Consider the following 16,702-nt stretch of genomic DNA (forward strand, 5'->3'; position numbering starts at 1 on the left):
GCGTACTCGGCACTTAGTCGCGGTAGAACGTCTGCACCAGGTGATAACCGAACTTGCTCTTGATCGGCCCGTGCACCACGCGCAGGGGCTTCTTGAAGATCACCTGGTCGATGGCGCCGACCATCTGCCCGGGGCGGATTTCACCCAGGTCGCCGCCACGCTTGCCCGAAGGGCAGGTGGAGAACTTTTTTGCGAGCACGTCGAAAGCCTCGCCATTGGCGATGCGCTGCTTGAGCTTTTCGGCTTCGTCAGCGGTCTTGACCAGGATGTGGCGGGCTTGGGCTTTCATGGGGTACCTGTGCTTCGGGGGCGAAAAAGGTGGGCATTATGCCTCATAGTATTGTGCTGAGGCGATTACGCGTCCTTGTTAGGAGCGGCCTTGTGTCGCGATGGGGCGCGAAGCGGCCCCGGCAACCTGTGCTGCGAAGCTGAAAACCTGGGGCCGCTTCGCGCCCCATCGCGACACAAGGCCGCTCCTACAGGGACGGTTACAAGGGTCAGGTTTGCAACTCCTCCCGATCCCGGAACTGCTCCAGTGCCTCGGGGTTGGCCAGGGCGTCGGTGTTCTTCACCGGCAAGCCATGCACCACATTGCGAATCGCCAACTCCACCAGCTTGCCGCTGATGGTACGCGGGATGTCATCGACCTGGGCGATCACCGCCGGTACATGGCGGGGGGTGGTGTACTGGCGGATCACCTGGCGGATGTGCTGGCGCAGGGCCTCATCCAGCTGCAGGCCGTCACGCAGGCGAACGAACAGCACCACCCGCACGTCGCCTTGCCAGTCCTGGCCGATGGCCACGCTTTCCAGCACCTGCTCGACCTTTTCCACCTGCCGGTAGATCTCCGCCGTGCCAATGCGCACCCCGCCGGGGTTGAGCACGGCATCGGAGCGGCCATGAATCACCAGCCCGCCGTCGGCACGCTGTTCGGCATAGTCGCCCTGGGCCCACACCCCCGGGAACTGGCTGAAGTAGGCGTCGTGATAGCGGCTGCCGTCCGTATCCTTCCAGAACCCCAGCGGCATCGACGGGAAGTCGCGCGTGCACACCAGCTCGCCTTTTTCGCCCTGCACCGGCTGGCCATGCTCGTTCCACACTTCCACCGCCATGCCCAGGCCCTTGCACTGGATCTCGCCACGGCGCACTGGCAGGGTCGGGTTGCCCAGCACGAAGCAGGAGACGATATCGGTGCCGCCGGACATCGACGCCAGGCACAGGTCGGCCTTGATCTTGCGGTACACGTAGTCGTAGCTGTGTGGCGACAGCGGCGAGCCGGTGGACAGCAGCAGGCGCAAGCGTTCCAGGCGGTGGCTTGCCGCAGGCTCCAGGCCCGCCTGCTCCAATGCTGCCAGGTACTTGGCGCTGGTACCGAAGGCCTGGATGCCCTCGGCGTCGATCAGGTCCAGCAGCCGCTCGGGGCCGGGATGGAACGGCGAGCCGTCGTACAGCACCAGCGTGGCGCCCACCGCCAGGCCGCTGGCCAGCCAGTTCCACATCATCCAGCCGCAAGTGGTGTAGTAGAACAGTACGTCATCGGCCTTCAGATCGTTGTGCAGGCCATGTTCCTTCAGGTGCTGCAACAACACGCCGCCGGCGCGGTGGACGATGCACTTGGGCACACCGGTGGTGCCGCTGGAGTACAGGATGTACAGCGGGTGGTCGAAGGGCAGCGGGGTGAAGCGGGGCTCGCCGCCGGGCTGAAAGAACTCGTCCCACAGGCTGACGTTGGCGGCCTGGAATTCGTCGGCGCGCGTCCCGCTGCGGGTATGGGGCACCACGATCAGCCGTTGCAGCCCGGGCAGCTGCGCGCACACCTGGTTGACCTTGTCCACCTGGTCGATGGCCTTGCCGGCGTACTGGTACCCGGCACAGGCGATCAGCAGCTTGGGCTCGATCTGGCCGAAGCGGTCGATGATGCCGTGTACGCCAAACTCGGGCGAGGAGCTGGACCACACCGCACCGAGGCTGGTGCAGGCAAGCATGGCGACCAGTGTCTGCCAGGTATTGGGCATGACCGCGGCTACCCGGTCGCCGGGGACGATGCCGGCGGCCTTGAAGGCTGTTTGCAGGCCGGCCACCTGGGCCGCCAGCTGGGCATGGGTGAACAGCTGGCGTTGGCCGTCTTCGCGCACGGCGACCAGGGCCGGGCGGTCGTCGCGGCGGCGCAGCAGGTGTTCGGCGAAGTTGAGGGTGGCGTTGCTGAACCACTGGGCATCGGGCATCTGCGGCCCTTCGCTGAGCACCTGGCTCGGCGGGGTATGCCAGTGAACGTGGAAATAGTCGGCAAGGGTTTGCCAGAAGGCAGGGCGCTGCTCGATGCTCCAGCGGTGCAGCGCTTGGTAGTCGTCGAGTTGCAGGTTGTAGCGCAGGTTGACCCGGCGGCGGAAGGCATCCATCCGGCTGGCCTCGATCTGCGCCGTGGAGGGGCGCCAGAGCACATCGTTCATGCCGAACCTCCAGATGATCATTTGGATTCGAGGGCGCCTTCGCGGGCTCGCCCGCTCCTACAGGAACAGCGTAGATGTCCAGCCTGGTGACAGCCTGTGGGAGCGGGCGTGCCCGCGAAGAAGCCCCCTGGCAGCAGGGGCTTGCGCGTTACTCTACTTTAGCCTTTTGCACGTCCTGCGACGCGGTCCAGACGCGGTAGCGCACTTCGACGTCCTTGGGCACATACACCACCACCGGCAGCTTGCTGTTGTAGCGCAGCATGAACCCTTCACCGACCACTGGCACGAAGGCCTCGGTCTTCTTGCCATCGGGGCAGGCCATCAGCGTGCTGACCGGGCCGCTGACCTTGTCCAGGCGGTAGTAGCTGTAGCCCCAGCCTTCCAGGGTACGTTCCTCCAGGCTGCCGCCCAGGCGCTGGCGATTGCAGTCCACCTTCAGGGTCTTGCCAGCGAGGATTTCCAGTTGATAGGCCGACTCATCAGCCTGGGCCGGCAGGTGGATGACCTGCCGGGTGAAGCCTTTTTCCGCCTCGGGGTAGGGCGCGACGTCCTTCAGGCTGGCTGCCATCGCAGGTGCGGCGGCAGCCAGGGTCAGGGCCAGGATCGCGGTCATCGGGGTTGGGCGCATAGGGCCTCCTTGCAGATAAACGAATGCAAGACCGTCGCCAGGCCCAGGCCGCCCGTCACTGGGCCAACCAGCCACCATCGACGTTCCAGGCGGCACCGCGAACCTGGCTACCGGCCTCGCTGCACAGGAATAGTACCAGCTCACCCAGGTGTTCGGGGGTGACGAAGGCCAACGATGGCTGTTTTTCTGCCAGCAGATCGCGCTGCGCTTGCAGCGGATCGCCACCGTTGGCAGCACGATCGTCGATCTGCTTCTGCACCAGCGGGGTCAACACCCAGCCAGGGCAGATGGCATTGCAGGTGACGTTGCTGGTGGCGGTTTCCAGGCCCACCACCTTGGTCAGGCCGACCACGCCGTGCTTGGCCGCCACATAGGCCGCCTTGCCGGTGGAGCCGACCAGGCCGTGCACCGAGGCGATGTTGATGATGCGCCCCCAGTTGCGCGCTCGCATGCCGGGCAGGGCCAGGCGCGTACCATGGAACACGGCCGACAAGTTGAGGGCGATGATCTTGTCCCAGCTTTCCAGCGGGAACTGCTCCACCGGCGCCACGTGCTGGATGCCGGCGTTGTTGACCAGAATGTCGACGCCGCCGAACTCGCGCTCGGCCAGGGCGAACAGCGCTTCGATCTGGGCCACGTCCGACAGGTCGGCCGGGTGATGGACTGCCTTTACCCCGTGCCGGGCGATCTCGGCCAGCGCCGGGCCAGGGTCGCCGAAGCCGTTGAGCACGATGTTGGCGCCCGCGCGGGCCAGCACCTGGGCAATGCCCAGGCCGATGCCGCTGGTGGAACCGGTGACGAGTGCGGTCTTGCCTTTGAGGGTCATGCAAAGCTCCTTAGACGATGCCGGTGGCGTAGAACGTGGCGATGACCACGAACACCGCCAGGGTCTTGATCAGGGTAATACCGAAAATGTCCTTGTAGGCCTCGCGGTGGGTCAGCCCGGTCACGGCCAGCAGGGTGATGACCGCACCGTTGTGCGGCAGGGTGTCCATGCCCCCGCTGGCCATGGCGGCCACTCGGTGCAGCACTTCGAGCGGGATGTTGGCGGCATTGGCGGCGGCGATGAAGCTGTCGCCCATGGCCGCCAGGGCGATGCTCATGCCGCCCGAGGCAGAGCCGGTGATGCCGGCCAGCAAGGTCACGGTGATGGCTTCGTTGACCAGTGGGTTGGGGATGCCGCGCAGGGCATCGGCCAACACCAGGAAGCCCGGCAGCGAGGCGATCACCGCGCCAAAGCCGTATTCCGAGGCGGTGTTCATGGCCGCCAGCAAGGCGCCGCCCACGGCGCTTTTGGTGCCTTCGGCCAGGCGGGTGCGGATGGCGCCGAAGGCACACACCAGCACCATCAGGATGCCCACCAGCAACGCCGCCTGCACCGCCCAGATGGCTGTGAGCTTGGCCACATCGCTTTGTACCGGCGCGCTCATGCCGGGCAGTTGCAGGCTGTGGCTGGGGCCGTACCACTGCGGGATCCAGTGGGTGAACAGCAGGTTCATCACCCCCACCAGCAGCAGCGGCGACAGGGCCAGCCAGGGGTTGGGCAGCGCCAGGTCGGCAGCGGTTTCCGGTTCGTTGCGCAAGTCGCTGCCATAGCCTTCACCGGCGCGCTGGGCCTTGTTGCGCTGGCGCTGCAGGTAGGCCATGCCGGTGCAGAACACGAACAGCGTGCCGATCAGGCCCAGCCAGGGCGCGGCCCAGGCGGTGGTGTTGAAGAAGGTGCTGGGGATGATGTTCTGGATCTGCGGGGTGCCGGGCAGGGCATCCATGGTGAACGAGAACGCGCCCAGGGCGATGGTTGCCGGGATCAGGCGCTTGGGGATATTGCTCTGGCGGAACATCTCGGCGGCGAACGGGTACACCGCGAACACCACCACGAACAGCGACACGCCACCGTAGGTGAGCAGGGCGCATACCAGCACGATCACCAGCATCGCCTGGCGGGTGCCGAGCACGCGGATGGCGGCGGCGACGATCGAGCGCGAGAAGCCGGACAGCTCGATCAGCTTGCCGAACACGGCGCCCAGCAGGAACACCGGGAAGTAGAGTTTGATGAAACCGACCATTTTCTCCATGAACACCCCGGTGAATGCGGGGGCCATGGCGGACGGGTCGGTGAGCAGTACCGCCCCGAGGGCGGCGATGGGGGCGAAGAGGATTACGCTGTAACCGCGGTAGGCAGCCAGCATCAGCAGGGCCAGAGCGGCTAGGGCGATGAGCACGGTCATCGGGGTGGGTCTCCTGGGTGAGTCTTGTTTTTATCGGTGAACAGGAGATAGCGGGAATCGTGCCAGTTTTTAACTCATTGATTTATATGGGTATTTTGTTTTCTACCGAATTTTTGTCTCTGTCTTGAGATTTTGGGGCCGCTTTGCGGCCCATCGCGACACAAGGCCGCTCCTACAAGTGCACCGCGATCTCCTGTAGGAGCGGCCTTGTGTCGCGATCGAGGGCAATCTCAAAATGGAAACATAAGTCTCCAATCAGAGACCAAGCGCTACCATCTTCTTGTACAAGGTCGATCGCCCCAACCCTAACGCTGCCGCAGTCTCTGGCACATTTCCCTCATGCTCGGCCAACGCTTCGGCAATCAGCCTGCGTTCAAACTGCTCGCACGCTTCTCGGTAAGTCTGACGCCCGGGTTCCGCCGCCACCGGGCTCAACGGCCCCAATGCCGCCCGTAGATCCGCCACCCCCAACCGCGGCTGATCCGCCAGCAGCGTGGCCCGCTCCAGCACATTGCGCAGCTCGCGAATGTTCCCCGGCCATGCATGCCGCGCCAATAGCTGCTGCGCTTCGGCCTCGAGCTCATACTGGCTGCCCAGTTCGCCCAGGATGGCCTCGCACAGCGCCGGCAGGTCCTCCAGCCGTTGCCGCAGTGGCGGCACCTCGATCGGCAGCACATTCAGCCGGTAATACAGGTCGGCGCGGAATGCCCCGCGGGCGATGGCGGCCTGCAGGTCGATGGAGGTGGCGGCAATGATGCGTACATCACTGCGCAGCATCTGGTTCGAGCCTACCGGCTCGTACTCCTTCTCCTGCAACACCCGCAGCAGCTTGCTCTGCAGGGCCAGCGGCATGTCGCCGATCTCGTCGAGGAACAGCGTGCCGCCTTCGGCCAGTTGCAGCTTGCCGCTGCGGCCCTTGCGATCGGCGCCGGTAAAGGCGCCGGGTGCGGTGCCGAAGAATTCGGCTTCCAGCAGTGTCTCGGGGATGGCCGCACTGTTGATGCTGACAAACGCCTTGTGCGCCCGCGCCGACGCCGCATGGATGGCATGGGCCAGCAGTTCCTTGCCGGTGCCGGTTTCGCCCAGCAGCAGCACCGGCGAATCACTGCTTGCGCCACGCCGGGCGCGGCGCTTGGCCTCCAGGCTGGCGGCGCTGCTGCCGACGAACTGGGCGAAGCTGTACTTGGCCTGGCGGGCGCGCAATTGCGAGCGGGTCGAGGCCAGTTCCTGCTGCATGCTGGAGTAGCGTTTGAGCAGCGGCGACAGGCTGCGCAACTCATCGAACAGGGCAAAGCCGATGGCGCCGATCAGCGCGCCCTGGTCGTCGTGGATGGGCAGGCGCATTACCACCAGCGGCTCGTTCGGGGTGTCGAGCATGTCCAGCAGGATTGGCCGGCCATTGCTCACTACCTCGCGCATCAGGCTACCCGGGATCACCGCCTCGCATGGCTGGCCGATGGCGCTGGCGGCGTCGGCCAGGCCAAAGCGCCGGGCGTAGCGCTCGTTCATCCAGACGATGCGCGCCTGGCGATCGACGATTACCGTGCCCTCGCTGGACTGCTCGATGATCTCGAACAACGAGCGGATCGCCAGTTGCCGTACCTGGGGGTAGTCCTTGAGGCTGTCGCTGTCGTGCATGGGTAGAAATCCTGAAATCTGTAAAAGCAGGGCCGGCCTCTTCGCGGGTAAACCCGCTCCCACAGGTACCCCACAGTCCTCAAGGTTTGTGGTGACCCTGTGGGAGCGGGTTTACCCGCGAAGAGGTCAGACCTGAAAACCTATCCCCTGGGGTCGAACGCCTCGCGCAAGGCATCCCCGATAAACACCAGCAGCGACAGGATCACCGCCAGGGCAAAGAACGCGGTAAAGCCCAGCCACGGCGCCTCCAGGTGCTGTTTGCCCTGGGTCACCAGCTCTCCCAGCGAAGCACTCCCGGCCGGCATGCCGAAACCGAGAAAGTCCAGCGCAGTCAGGGTGGTGATCGCCCCGGTCAGCATGAACGGCACATAGGTCAGCGTTGCGTTCATGGCATTGGGCAGGATGTGCCGCAGCATTACCTGGCTGTCTGGCAACCCCAGCGCCCTTGCGGCCTTCACGTACTCCAGGTTGCGACCGCGCAGGAACTCGGCGCGCACCACATCCACCAGGGTCAGCCAGGAGAACAGCGCCATGATCCCCAGCAGCCACCAGAAGTCCGGCTCGACGAACCCGCTGAGGATGATCAGCAGGTACAGCACCGGCAACCCCGACCACACCTCCAGCAGGCGCTGGCCGATCAGGTCGACCCAGCCGCCGTGGTAGCCCTGCAAAGCACCGGCCACCACCCCGATCAGCACGCTGACCACGGTCAGGGCGAAGGCGAACAGCAAGGATACCCGGGTGCCATACAGCACCCGGGCCAGCACGTCGCGGCCCTGGTCGTCGGTACCCAGCCAGTTGCTCGCGCTCGGCGGGCTGGGGGTGGGCACCTGCAGGTCGTAGTTGGGGGTATCGGCGCTGAACGGGATGGGGGCGAACAGCATCCAGCCACCTTGCTGCTCGATCAGCTGGCGTACATAGGCGCTGCGGTAGTCTGGCTGGAACGGCAGCTGGCCGCCGAACTGCTGCTCGGTGTAGCGCTTTAGCGCCGGCACGTACAGGTCGCCCTTGTAGCCCAGCAGCAGCGGTTTGTCGTTGGCCACCAGCTCGGCACACAGGCTCAGCAGCAGAAGGGCGGCGAACAGCCACAACGAAACCCAGCCGAGGCGGTTGCGGCGAAAGCGTTGCAGGCGACGACGCGAGATCGGTGAAAGCATCAGCGCGCCCTCGTGTCGAAGTCGATACGCGGGTCGAGCAGGGTGTAAGACAGGTCACCGATCAGGCGGATCAGCAGGCCCGCCAGGGTGAAGATGAACAGCGTGCCGAAAACCACCGGGTAGTCCCGCGCCACGGCCGCCTCGTAACTCATGCGGCCCAGGCCATCGAGCGAGAAGATCACCTCGATCAGCAACGAGCCGGCGAAGAACACCGTGATCAACGCCTGCGGCAAGCCGGCCACCACCAGCAGCATGGCATTGCGCAGCACGTGGCCATACAGCACCCGGCGTTGGCTCAGCCCCTTGGCGCGGGCGGTAACCACGTATTGCCGGGAAATCTCGTCGAGGAAGGCGTTTTTGGTCAGCAGCGTAAGGGTGGCGAAGCCGCCGATCACCAGGGCACCGACCGGCAGCACCAGGTGCCAGAAGTAGTCGGCGACCTTACCTAGCAGGCTGAGCTCATCGAAGTTGTCCGAGACCAGACCGCGCACCGGGAACCAGCTGAGCGAGGTGCCGCCGGCGAACAGCACGATCAGCAACAGGGCGAACAGGAACGAGGGCAGGGCATAGCCGACCACGATCAGTGCACTGCTCCAGGCATCGAAGCGGCTGCCGTGGCGCACTGCCTTGCGGATGCCCAGCGGGATCGACACCAGGTAGGTGATCAGCGTCGCCCAGAAGCCCAGCGACAGGGTGACCGGCAACTTGTCGAGGATCAGGTCGGTGACCTTGGCGCCGCGGAAGAAGCTGTTGCCGAAGTCCAGCCGGGCGTATTGGCCCAGCATCAACCACAGGCGCTCGGGGGCGGACTTGTCGAAGCCGTACTGGCGCTTGATCTCCTCGATCAGTTTCGGGTCCAGGCCACGGGTGGCCCGTGACTCGCCGTGCACCACCTCGGCCCGGGCACCGGGAGCGCCGCCGCCGATGCCCTGCAGGCGTGCCACCGCTTGCTCCACCGGGCCACCCGGCGCGGCCTGGACAATGGCAAAGTTGACCAGCAGGATCGCCAGCAGGGTCGGGATGATCAGCAACAGGCGGCGCAGGATGTAGGTGGTCATGGCGAGGATTTCCGGCGTTCGGCCATTTGCGCGTTGGTCAGCGCGGTGGGGCTGACTTCCCACCAGGTGTCCAGGCCTTCGTCATAGGCAGCCTGGACCTTGGGCAGGCCGAAGCGGTTCCACCAGGCAGTCGAACTGCCCGGTGGGTAGTAGTTGGGGATCCAGTAGTAGTTCCATTGCAGCACCCGGTCCAGGGCATGGGCGTGGTGCAGCATGTCGGCCTGGGTGTCGGCGCGCACCAGGCCGTCGATCAGGTGGTCCACGGCAGGGTCCTGCAGCACCATCAGGTTGTTCGACCCAGGGTCGTGGGCCGCTGCCGAGCCAAAATAGTTGTACAGCTCGGCGCCGGGCGACAGAGTGACCGGGTAGCCGGTGACGATCATGTCGTAGTCACGCGCCATCAGGCGGTTGACGTACTGGGCCGAATCGACGTTGCGGATGTCCAGGGTCACGCCAATCTGGGCCAGGTTGCGCTTCCACGGCAGCAGCAGGCGCTCCATGCCCGCCTGGCCGTTGAGGAAGGTGAACGCCAGCGGCGTGCCCTGGCTGTTCACCAGGCGGTCGCCTTCGGGGCGCCAGCCGGCTTGTTCGAGCAGCGCCAGTGCCTGCAGCTGCTGCTTGCGGATGATCCCCGAACCATCGGTGACCGGGGCGGTGAACACGGTGCTGAAGACTTCGTCCGGCACCTTGCCGCGCAACGGTTCGAGCAGTTTCAACTCGCCGGCATCCGGCAATTGGCGGGCGGCCAGCGGGGTATTGGAGAACACGCTCTGCTGGCGGATGTACATGTTGCGCATCATCTGCCGGTTGCTCCACTCGTAGTCCCATAGCATGCCCAGCGCCTGGCGCACGCGACGGTCCTTGAACTGCGGCCGGTCGAGGTTGAACACGAAGCCTTGGGCCACCTGCGGTTTGGCCGGGCCCAGGTGGGCGCGCTGCAGGCGGCCGTCGTCCAGTTGTGCGCCGTTGTAGCCCAAGGTGTAGGCGGTGGCGGAGAATTCGCGGTTGTAGTCGTAGCCGCCGCCTTTGAGCACCTGCCGCGCCACTTCGGTATCACCGAAGTACTCGATGCGCAGCTTGTCGAAATTGTAGCGGCCACGGCTGACCGGCAGATCGCGCGCCCACCAGTTGGCGTCGCGCTCGAAGGTGATGCTGCGGCCGTTGTCGATGCGCCCGATACGGTACGGCCCGCTGCCGACCGGCTTGTCGAAGCCGGCGCCGTTGGCAAAATCGCGCTGCTGCCAGTCGTGTTCGGGCAGAACCGGCAGGCTGGCGAGGTCCAGCGGCAGGGTGCGGCCGTGGTCGGGCTTGAAGTCGAAGCGCACGCTGTGCGGGCTTTCCACGATGACGCCGGCAACATCGGCGAACTGGGTGCGGTACTTGAGGCTGCCCTTGCTCATCAGCAGCTCGAAGGTAAAGCGTACGTCCTCGGCGCGCACCGGCATGCCATCGGCGAAGGTGGCGCGCGGGTCGATCTCGAACCGCAGCCAGGCATCCTCCGGGCCGCGCTCCATGCGCCGGGCGATCAGGCCGTAGACGGTGTAGGGTTCATCGAACGAGCGCACGGCCAGTGGCGCGTACAGCAGGCCATCGACCTCGCTGACACCGATGCCTTTGTCGATGTACGGCAGGATATGGTCGAACTGGCCGATCTCGATGGCCGAGCGGCGCAGGATGCCGCCTTTGGGGGCGTCGGGGTTGACGTAGTCGAAATGCTGGAAGCCGGCGTTGTAGCGGGGGGCTTCGCCGTAGACGGTGAGGGCGTGGGTGGAGGCGGCGTGGGCGTTGAAGCCAATGCAAAGCAAAAACAGCCAACACAAGACCTGTGGGAGCGGCGGTGCGCCGCTGCGCTTTACCCGCGAATGCGTCCGTCCATGCAACGCCGTTGCCTGATCAGGCGCATTCGCGGGTAAACCCGCTCCCACAGGGGATTTCATCGGCTGCGAGGACTTAGTCCTGGCGGCTGGTCACTTCGAGCAAGTGGTAGCCGAACTGGGTCTTCACCGGGCCTTGCACGGTATTGATCGGGGCGCTGAACACCACGGTGTCGAACTCCTTGACCATCTGGCCCGGGCCGAACGAGCCCAGGTCACCGCCCTGGCGGCTGGACGGGCAGGTGGAGTTGGCTTTGGCGATTTCAGCGAAGTCGGCGCCTGCTTCGATCTGGGCTTTCAGTTCGTTGCATTTATCGATGCTGCTGACCAGGATGTGGCGGGCGGTTGCACGGGCCATGGGTACTGCTCCTTGGGGTAAAAAGGCAAGCCTAGCGCACTTGTCCGGGGTATGTCTCGCCAGGCTTGCAACCCGCTGCCTAGAGTTTTTGTGCCGCCTCGCGCAACAGGGTTTCGGTCGAGGCCCAGCCCAGGCAACCGTCGGTGATCGACACGCCGTATTTCAGCGCGCCCTTGCCCAGCGCCTGGCAGCCGTCGAACAGGTGCCCTTCGATCATCACGCCGACGATCGAGCGGTCGCCCGCCAGGCGCTGCTCCAGCACATCGTTGAAAACCGCCGGCTGGCGCGCCGGGTCCTTGCCGCTGTTGGCATGGCTGCAATCGACCACGATCCGCGTCTGCAGCCCTGCCTTGGCCAGCGCCTGACGGGCCATGGCGATGCTGTTGGCGTCAAAGTTCGGGCCTTTGTGGCCGCCGCGCAGCACCAGGTGGGTGTCCGGGTTGCCCAAGGTCTCGATGATGGCCGGGTAGCCCTGCGCATCCATGCCGAAGTGGCGGTGCGGGTGGGCGGCGCTGCGCATGGCGTCGCTGGCGATGGCGATGCCGCCGTCGGTGCCGTTCTTGAAGCCGACCGGCAGCTCCAGGCCACTGACCATTTCGCGGTGGATCTGCGACTCGGTGGTGCGCGCGCCAATCGCGGCCCAGGCCAGAAGGTCATCGAAGTAGCCGGCGGCCATTGGCTGCAGCAGTTCGGTGGCAACCGGCAGGCCGCGTTCGATCATGTTCAGCATCAGCCCGCGGGACAGGGCGATGCCGGCGTGCATGTCGTCGCTGCCATCGAGGTGCGGGTCGTAGGCAAGGCCTTTCCAGCCGACCGTGGTGCGGGGTTTTTCGACGTAGGCGCGCATCACCAGCAGCAGCTTGTCGTCGACTTCGCGGCTGAGGGCGGCCAGGCGGTCGGCGTATTCCAGGGCCGAGCGCGGGTCGTGGATCGAGCACGGGCCAACGATCACCAGCAGGCGCTGGTCGCGGCCTTCGAGGATGTCGCGGATGGCCTGGCGGTGGGCATGGACTTGCTGGGTAAGTTCGCTGGACAGCGGCATTTGCTGTTTGAGCAGGTGCGGGCTGGGCAGGCGCTGGCTGACGGTGGTGTTGGCCGCTTGCGGCTGGGTCAGGGCGAGGCTGGAAGCTTGCATGGCGTTTTTTCCCTGGGCGGACGGCGGGTTCTGGCCCGCATGGTCGGCCCTATCGAGGTGTTCGACAGATCGTTGAATTCGTATTGGCTGCTGCATTGCCACCTGTGGAAGACCGAACGGAGGCGGCAGGCTGGCCCGAACGGGATTGGCTAAATCGCCAGGCGTAGGTGTTTGCGTAGTAATAAGTGGCGTAGTTCATGAATCTGTCCTCAATGTGAATCGGTGTTGTTCAAAGGCCTGAAAAGCAAAACCCCCGGTCGGGGAGCCGACCGGGGGTTTGAGTATTCTCATGTTCGGCGGCCCCTCGAAGGTGGGCGCCGTGTGGGTATCGGCGCCTAGTGGCTAAACCAATACCCAAAGTAATAGCTGGCAGGTGCCACGCAGCCGGCAACGGCCAGCACAGGGCGCAGGCTGCGACCGGTGTGGTTGGCGTGGTTGCGGGTGTGTTTCGGCATGTTGCTCTCCAGTGAATGAGCCCGAGCTTACTTCAGTTCGGCCGGGCCATTCAATGGATAAATGCTATGGGGGTGATCAATTGTTTTTGTACCGCACGGTTCAATGGCCATAGCGCCCGACCAGGCTCTGCGCCCCTAGCGCGTGGCCTTGCAGCAGTTGCAGCAGGCCGCTGCGGTCCAGGCCTTCGGGCAGGGTGCCCAATGGCAGGTCGGTGGCGATCAGCGTCAGTGCGTAGTGGTGCGGGTTGTCGCCGGCGGGTGGGCAGGGGCCGCGGTAGCTGAGCGTGCCCCGCGAGTTGCGCCCCACGGTCACGCCTTGCCCGGTCAGCCCGGCGACGCCTTCCTTCAACCCATCCTGGGCCGGGTCGATGTTGTAGGCGATCCAGTGGACCACGCCAATGCCCTTGCCGCCGTCCGGGTCGAACATGATCAGGGCCAGCGACTGGGTGCCTGCGGGGAGGTTGTCCCAGCTCAGTTGCGGGGTGCGCTCTTCGCCGGCACCACAGGCCGGGTCCGGGCCAACCTGTTGCAAGGCGATCACGCCGCCATCGGTGAACGACGAAGAGCTGATCGACAGTGCGCCCTGGCCGCCAGCGACGGCCAGGGCGCTGCACGGCAGCAGGGCGGCGAGCAGCCAGGGTTTGAGGTTCATGGTGAATCCTTGGCAGGGCGTTCCGGCGCAGTGTAGCCCAGGCCGGCCTCAATGGCTGTCCTGGTCCTCGGCGGTGCCACCCGAGTGCCCGGCGCCGGAGCCGGTGGCTTCGCCGGTGCTGTTGGAGCCACCAGCGGCGCCGTCGGCGGCATCGCTGTTGCTGCCGGTGTCGCTGCTGTCGTTGGCTTTGCTGCTGCCTGGGCTGTTGACGCTGCTGTCTTCACCGGCGGTCTTGCCACCGTACTGGTCGGTTTGCGGGCGGCTGTCGGTGTCTGTGTCGGTGGCGGCGAAGCTGGTGCCAGTGACGCTGGCAAGGGCAAGGGCAAGGCACAGTGAGAGTGGGCGAATGCGGATCATGGAACGTCTCCTTTGCGGATGATCTGTCATTCGTTGGGCTGGGGGCGGGGAGTGGGGTGCCGTCTGGGCGACGGATGGTCATTGTTGCGGGCTGCCGTGCAGCCCGCTCGATTGCAAGGGGGCCGCGCAGGCCCCGAGGAAGGCGATCAGCGGCAGTTGCCCGCCTTGCGATAACCCGCTGCCTGCGCCTCACCCTCTGTGGCGAAGGTGACCTGGTTCTTCGCGGTAACCTGGGTATAGCCCGGGCAGCCGACGGAAAGGTGATAGACGTGGCTGTTGCGGTTGCCAAGCACCGCGCCCACCGACCCGGCACTGGCCAGGCTCGGCTTGGATTCGGGCTTGGCGGCCTTTTCCGGCACCGCTTGCACCACGCCACTACCGACCGGCTTGTAGTTGGCGGTCCATTTGCGTTCCCCGGTCACGAAGGGGTTGGCATGCCCCATGATCGCGGCAATGCGCCGGTCACGCTCTTTCTCCCAGGCCGACACCGGGTGCTGTTTGTCCCAGGCCATCAGCAACTGCTGCTGTTGGCGCGACATGCTCAGCTTGTAACGGTCGTACATGTAGAAGGTGGTGCGGGCGACCAGGCCTTTCACTTCGTCACGCGGTTCGGCAGCACGCTGCACGAAGTCGACCTTGGTGGAGCACTGCCCGTATTGCCCTGCATTGCCAGCAACCATGCCGTAGTTGAAATTGCTGCGGTCGCCGTTGACCTCGCCCACTGCCGGGTACAGGTTGAACAGGTCGGCCTCCATGGCGCGGAACACCGGGTCGTCATCCACGCAATGCTCGCGGCCACCGTTCTTCCAGCACTGGCGCTGGTTGCCGAAGGTGTAGGCCGGCACGATGTGCTCCCATTCGGTGCGTTCGGCGCGGTTCTGCTGCTTGCGTGTCTGATAGCCGCAAGAGGCGGCATCGATACGCCCGCCAGACTTGCCCACCCAGGCCCATTTGCAACCGCAGTACAGGTCGCCCATGGCACTGCTGGCCTGGTCCATGTACACCTTCTGCTTGGCCACCACCTTTGCCTCGGTGAAGGTCGCCGGTGGGCTGGCAAGGGCGGGCAGGGTAAAGGAAAACAGTAAGGATACGGCGTAAAGCAGTGATTTCATGGGGAAAACATATTTCAGGTTGGGGCGTGCATTGTAATCATTTCCTTGGGGCTGGCCAGCTCGCTGATCCACACCAGTGGGCGGCGCGGGTCGTCGCTGCCCATGCTGCTGAACGTGGCCGAGTCGAGCATGGCCTTGAGTTGGGTGGCCATGCGCAGCAGGCGCTCGATGAAGCCGGTGCCGACGGCGCCGGTGTCCTCCAGGGAAACACCGCTCTGGTTGTGCTGGATTGCCAGGTGGTAGTGGCTGACCCCGGCACCGTTGCCACTGCCGCCCAGCACCACGGTGAAGCGCGGGCCGAGCAGCCCGGCCAGGCGCTGCTGGACCAGGTCGAGTAGCGCGACCGGGACTTCGTCGGGGCGCAGTGAAGTGGGGAAGCATGGTGTGAAGGGTGGCATGGGCATGTCCTGCTGGGCGGGGTACGAGTCCTGGCCAGCTTAAGCAAGGTCACTGTCAACTTGGGTTAAGCAGGGGTAAAAGCGGGTAATGCTCAACGCCAGCGCGTTACGGCATCAGGCATCAGAAGGTCTGCCCCAGCGAGAACTGGAAGATCTGGGTTTCTGCCCCATCCGGCTTCTTCAGCGGTGCCGCCAGGCTGAAACTCAACGGCCCCATTGGGCTGTACCAGGTCACGCCAACCCCCAGCGACACGGCCATCTGTGCCAGGTCCACGCTGCCGCAGCCCTGGGTGGTCGACAGGTAGCAGGTGTCGGCGTACACGTTGCCGGCATCGACGAACACCGAGCTGCGCAGCTGGCTCTGGTCCTTCACGAACGGCAACGGGAAGATGTATTCGGCGCCGCCGGCAATCAGGATGTTGCCGCCCAGCACGTCGGTGTCACGGTCGGAGTAATAGGCTTGTCCTGCGCTGGCGTAGGTGCCGGTGGCCGGGGTATTGCGCGGGCCGAGGCTGCCGTCCTTGAACCCGCGCACCGAACCCAGCCCACCTGCGGTGTAGCTTTCATAGAACGGCAGCCCGTCGGTGGAGCCATAGCCGTCGCCGTAGCCCAGGCTGGTATGCAGGCGCAGCGAAGTGTTGCTGGTTAGCGGCAGGTAGGTCTGGCCGCTGTAGTCCAGCTTGTAGAACGACAGGTCGCTGCCAGGGGTGGTGGCCATCAGCGTAAGGCTCTGCGAGTGGCCGCGGGTAGCCAGCACGCCTTTGTTCAAGGTCGATTCCGACCAGCCGATCGAGGCCTTGAGGTTGTTGAAACTCTTGCCTTCGCGGGCGATGAAGTCGTAGATCTCGTCGGCGCTGTAGGTGCCGGGCGAGATATTGTCGTGCTGCAGGGTCAGGCCATAGGTCAGGCGCGAGGTTTCGTTGATCGGGTAGCCAAAGCTGACCCCGGCACCGTAGCTGTCGATCGCGTAATAGGAAACGCCGTCGTCGTAGTAATCGCTGTAGTCGGTGCTGTTGTAGAACAGGTTGTAGCCCAGGCTGACGCCATCGGCGGTGAAGTAGGGGTCGGTGAAGCCGAAGTTGTACTTGGTCTGGTACTCACTGCGGGTCAGGCCGATGGACACCTTGTTACCGGTACCGAGGAAGTTGCTCTGGCTGATCGAACCACCGAGGATCAGGCCGGCGCTCTGGGCGAAACCGACG

The 16,702-nt window shown here is 65.0% G+C and carries 16 protein-coding genes; all 16 read right to left on the reverse strand.

Translation table 11 applies throughout. From position 1 onward, the window contains the following. Positions 1–13 precede the first annotated feature (13 nt). On the reverse strand, positions 14–289 hold the full coding sequence (locus CAG00_RS26835) for a peptidylprolyl isomerase (protein ID WP_013972552.1): 276 nt from the start codon (positions 287–289) through the stop codon (positions 14–16). A gap of 208 nt (positions 290–497) precedes the next feature. Further along, entirely contained in the window at positions 498–2,450 is a 1,953-nt protein-coding gene (locus tag CAG00_RS26840) for an acetoacetate--CoA ligase (protein WP_085665753.1), read from the reverse strand. A gap of 148 nt (positions 2,451–2,598) precedes the next feature. Then, positions 2,599–3,078, reverse strand: a complete 480-nt coding sequence (gene eco / locus CAG00_RS26845) for a serine protease inhibitor ecotin (RefSeq protein ID WP_063914771.1) — start codon at positions 3,076–3,078, stop codon at positions 2,599–2,601. 55 nt (positions 3,079–3,133) lie between these two features. Further along, positions 3,134–3,904, reverse strand: a complete 771-nt coding sequence (gene hbdH, locus CAG00_RS26850) for a 3-hydroxybutyrate dehydrogenase (RefSeq protein WP_085665754.1) — start codon at positions 3,902–3,904, stop codon at positions 3,134–3,136. A 10-nt stretch (positions 3,905–3,914) separates the two neighbouring features. Then, on the reverse strand, positions 3,915–5,306 hold the full coding sequence (locus tag CAG00_RS26855; protein ID WP_085665755.1) for a GntP family permease: 1,392 nt from the start codon (positions 5,304–5,306) through the stop codon (positions 3,915–3,917). 255 nt (positions 5,307–5,561) lie between these two features. Next, entirely contained in the window at positions 5,562–6,944 is a 1,383-nt protein-coding gene (locus tag CAG00_RS26860) for a sigma-54-dependent Fis family transcriptional regulator (protein ID WP_085665756.1), read from the reverse strand. A gap of 140 nt (positions 6,945–7,084) precedes the next feature. After that, on the reverse strand, positions 7,085–8,101 hold the full coding sequence (locus tag CAG00_RS26865) for an ABC transporter permease (RefSeq protein ID WP_085665757.1): 1,017 nt from the start codon (positions 8,099–8,101) through the stop codon (positions 7,085–7,087). Next, positions 8,101–9,159 (reverse strand): microcin C ABC transporter permease YejB, encoded by a 1,059-nt coding sequence (locus CAG00_RS26870; RefSeq protein ID WP_085591089.1) that lies wholly within the window; start codon positions 9,157–9,159, stop codon positions 8,101–8,103. The genes CAG00_RS26865 and CAG00_RS26870 overlap by 1 nt, the downstream gene beginning before the upstream one ends. After that, positions 9,156–10,955: an extracellular solute-binding protein gene (locus CAG00_RS26875; protein ID WP_085665762.1), complete on the reverse strand. Its 1,800-nt coding sequence runs from the start codon at positions 10,953–10,955 to the stop codon at positions 9,156–9,158. Before CAG00_RS26875 ends, CAG00_RS26870 begins: the two co-directional genes overlap by 4 nt. 154 nt (positions 10,956–11,109) lie before the next feature. Next, positions 11,110–11,391: a peptidylprolyl isomerase gene (locus CAG00_RS26880; RefSeq protein ID WP_015270259.1), complete on the reverse strand. Its 282-nt coding sequence runs from the start codon at positions 11,389–11,391 to the stop codon at positions 11,110–11,112. Positions 11,392–11,470: 79 nt separating this feature from the next. Continuing rightward, positions 11,471–12,526, reverse strand: coding sequence for a 3-deoxy-7-phosphoheptulonate synthase (locus tag CAG00_RS26885; RefSeq protein WP_085665758.1), 1,056 nt, complete (start codon positions 12,524–12,526; stop codon positions 11,471–11,473). A 555-nt stretch (positions 12,527–13,081) separates the two neighbouring features. Continuing rightward, positions 13,082–13,633 (reverse strand): YbhB/YbcL family Raf kinase inhibitor-like protein, encoded by a 552-nt coding sequence (locus CAG00_RS26890; protein ID WP_025339230.1) that lies wholly within the window; start codon positions 13,631–13,633, stop codon positions 13,082–13,084. A 48-nt stretch (positions 13,634–13,681) separates the two neighbouring features. Then, positions 13,682–13,990 (reverse strand): hypothetical protein, encoded by a 309-nt coding sequence (locus CAG00_RS26895; protein WP_075045285.1) that lies wholly within the window; start codon positions 13,988–13,990, stop codon positions 13,682–13,684. Between the two features lie 146 nt (positions 13,991–14,136). Next, positions 14,137–15,102 carry an endonuclease gene (locus tag CAG00_RS26900; protein ID WP_085665759.1) on the reverse strand — a complete coding sequence of 322 codons (966 nt, stop codon included), beginning with the start codon at positions 15,100–15,102 and terminating at the stop codon, positions 14,137–14,139. A gap of 14 nt (positions 15,103–15,116) precedes the next feature. Further along, positions 15,117–15,500 carry a hypothetical protein gene (locus CAG00_RS26905; RefSeq protein WP_025339227.1) on the reverse strand — a complete coding sequence of 128 codons (384 nt, stop codon included), beginning with the start codon at positions 15,498–15,500 and terminating at the stop codon, positions 15,117–15,119. Positions 15,501–15,621: 121 nt separating this feature from the next. Then, positions 15,622–16,702, reverse strand: a 1,081-nt coding sequence (gene bamA / locus CAG00_RS26910; RefSeq protein WP_085665760.1) for an outer membrane protein assembly factor BamA, incomplete at its 5' end; no start/stop codon positions are given.

This window comes from Pseudomonas sp. B5(2017) (assembly GCF_002112825.1).
Taxonomy (GTDB): domain Bacteria; phylum Pseudomonadota; class Gammaproteobacteria; order Pseudomonadales; family Pseudomonadaceae; genus Aquipseudomonas; species Aquipseudomonas putida_Z.

Excerpts from the sequence above, each read along its gene's own strand:
- CAG00_RS26885 (WP_085665758.1), bottom strand. The coding sequence starts at position 12,526 with ATGCAAGCTTCCAGCCTCGCCCTGACCCAGCCGCAAGCGGCCAACACC.
- CAG00_RS26860 (WP_085665756.1), bottom strand. The coding sequence starts at position 6,944 with ATGCACGACAGCGACAGCCTCAAGGACTACCCCCAGGTACGGCAACTG.
- hbdH (WP_085665754.1), bottom strand. The coding sequence starts at position 3,904 with ATGACCCTCAAAGGCAAGACCGCACTCGTCACCGGTTCCACCAGCGGC.
- CAG00_RS26895 (WP_075045285.1), bottom strand. The coding sequence starts at position 13,990 with ATGATCCGCATTCGCCCACTCTCACTGTGCCTTGCCCTTGCCCTTGCC.
- eco (WP_063914771.1), bottom strand. The coding sequence starts at position 3,078 with ATGCGCCCAACCCCGATGACCGCGATCCTGGCCCTGACCCTGGCTGCC.
- CAG00_RS26840 (WP_085665753.1), bottom strand. The coding sequence starts at position 2,450 with ATGAACGATGTGCTCTGGCGCCCCTCCACGGCGCAGATCGAGGCCAGC.
- CAG00_RS26835 (WP_013972552.1), bottom strand. The coding sequence starts at position 289 with ATGAAAGCCCAAGCCCGCCACATCCTGGTCAAGACCGCTGACGAAGCC.
- CAG00_RS26900 (WP_085665759.1), bottom strand. The coding sequence starts at position 15,102 with ATGAAATCACTGCTTTACGCCGTATCCTTACTGTTTTCCTTTACCCTG.
- CAG00_RS26880 (WP_015270259.1), bottom strand. The coding sequence starts at position 11,391 with ATGGCCCGTGCAACCGCCCGCCACATCCTGGTCAGCAGCATCGATAAA.
- CAG00_RS26905 (WP_025339227.1), bottom strand. The coding sequence starts at position 15,500 with ATGCCACCCTTCACACCATGCTTCCCCACTTCACTGCGCCCCGACGAA.
- CAG00_RS26890 (WP_025339230.1), bottom strand. The coding sequence starts at position 13,633 with ATGAACCTCAAACCCTGGCTGCTCGCCGCCCTGCTGCCGTGCAGCGCC.
- CAG00_RS26855 (WP_085665755.1), bottom strand. The coding sequence starts at position 5,306 with ATGACCGTGCTCATCGCCCTAGCCGCTCTGGCCCTGCTGATGCTGGCT.
- CAG00_RS26870 (WP_085591089.1), bottom strand. The coding sequence starts at position 9,159 with ATGACCACCTACATCCTGCGCCGCCTGTTGCTGATCATCCCGACCCTG.
- CAG00_RS26865 (WP_085665757.1), bottom strand. The coding sequence starts at position 8,101 with ATGCTTTCACCGATCTCGCGTCGTCGCCTGCAACGCTTTCGCCGCAAC.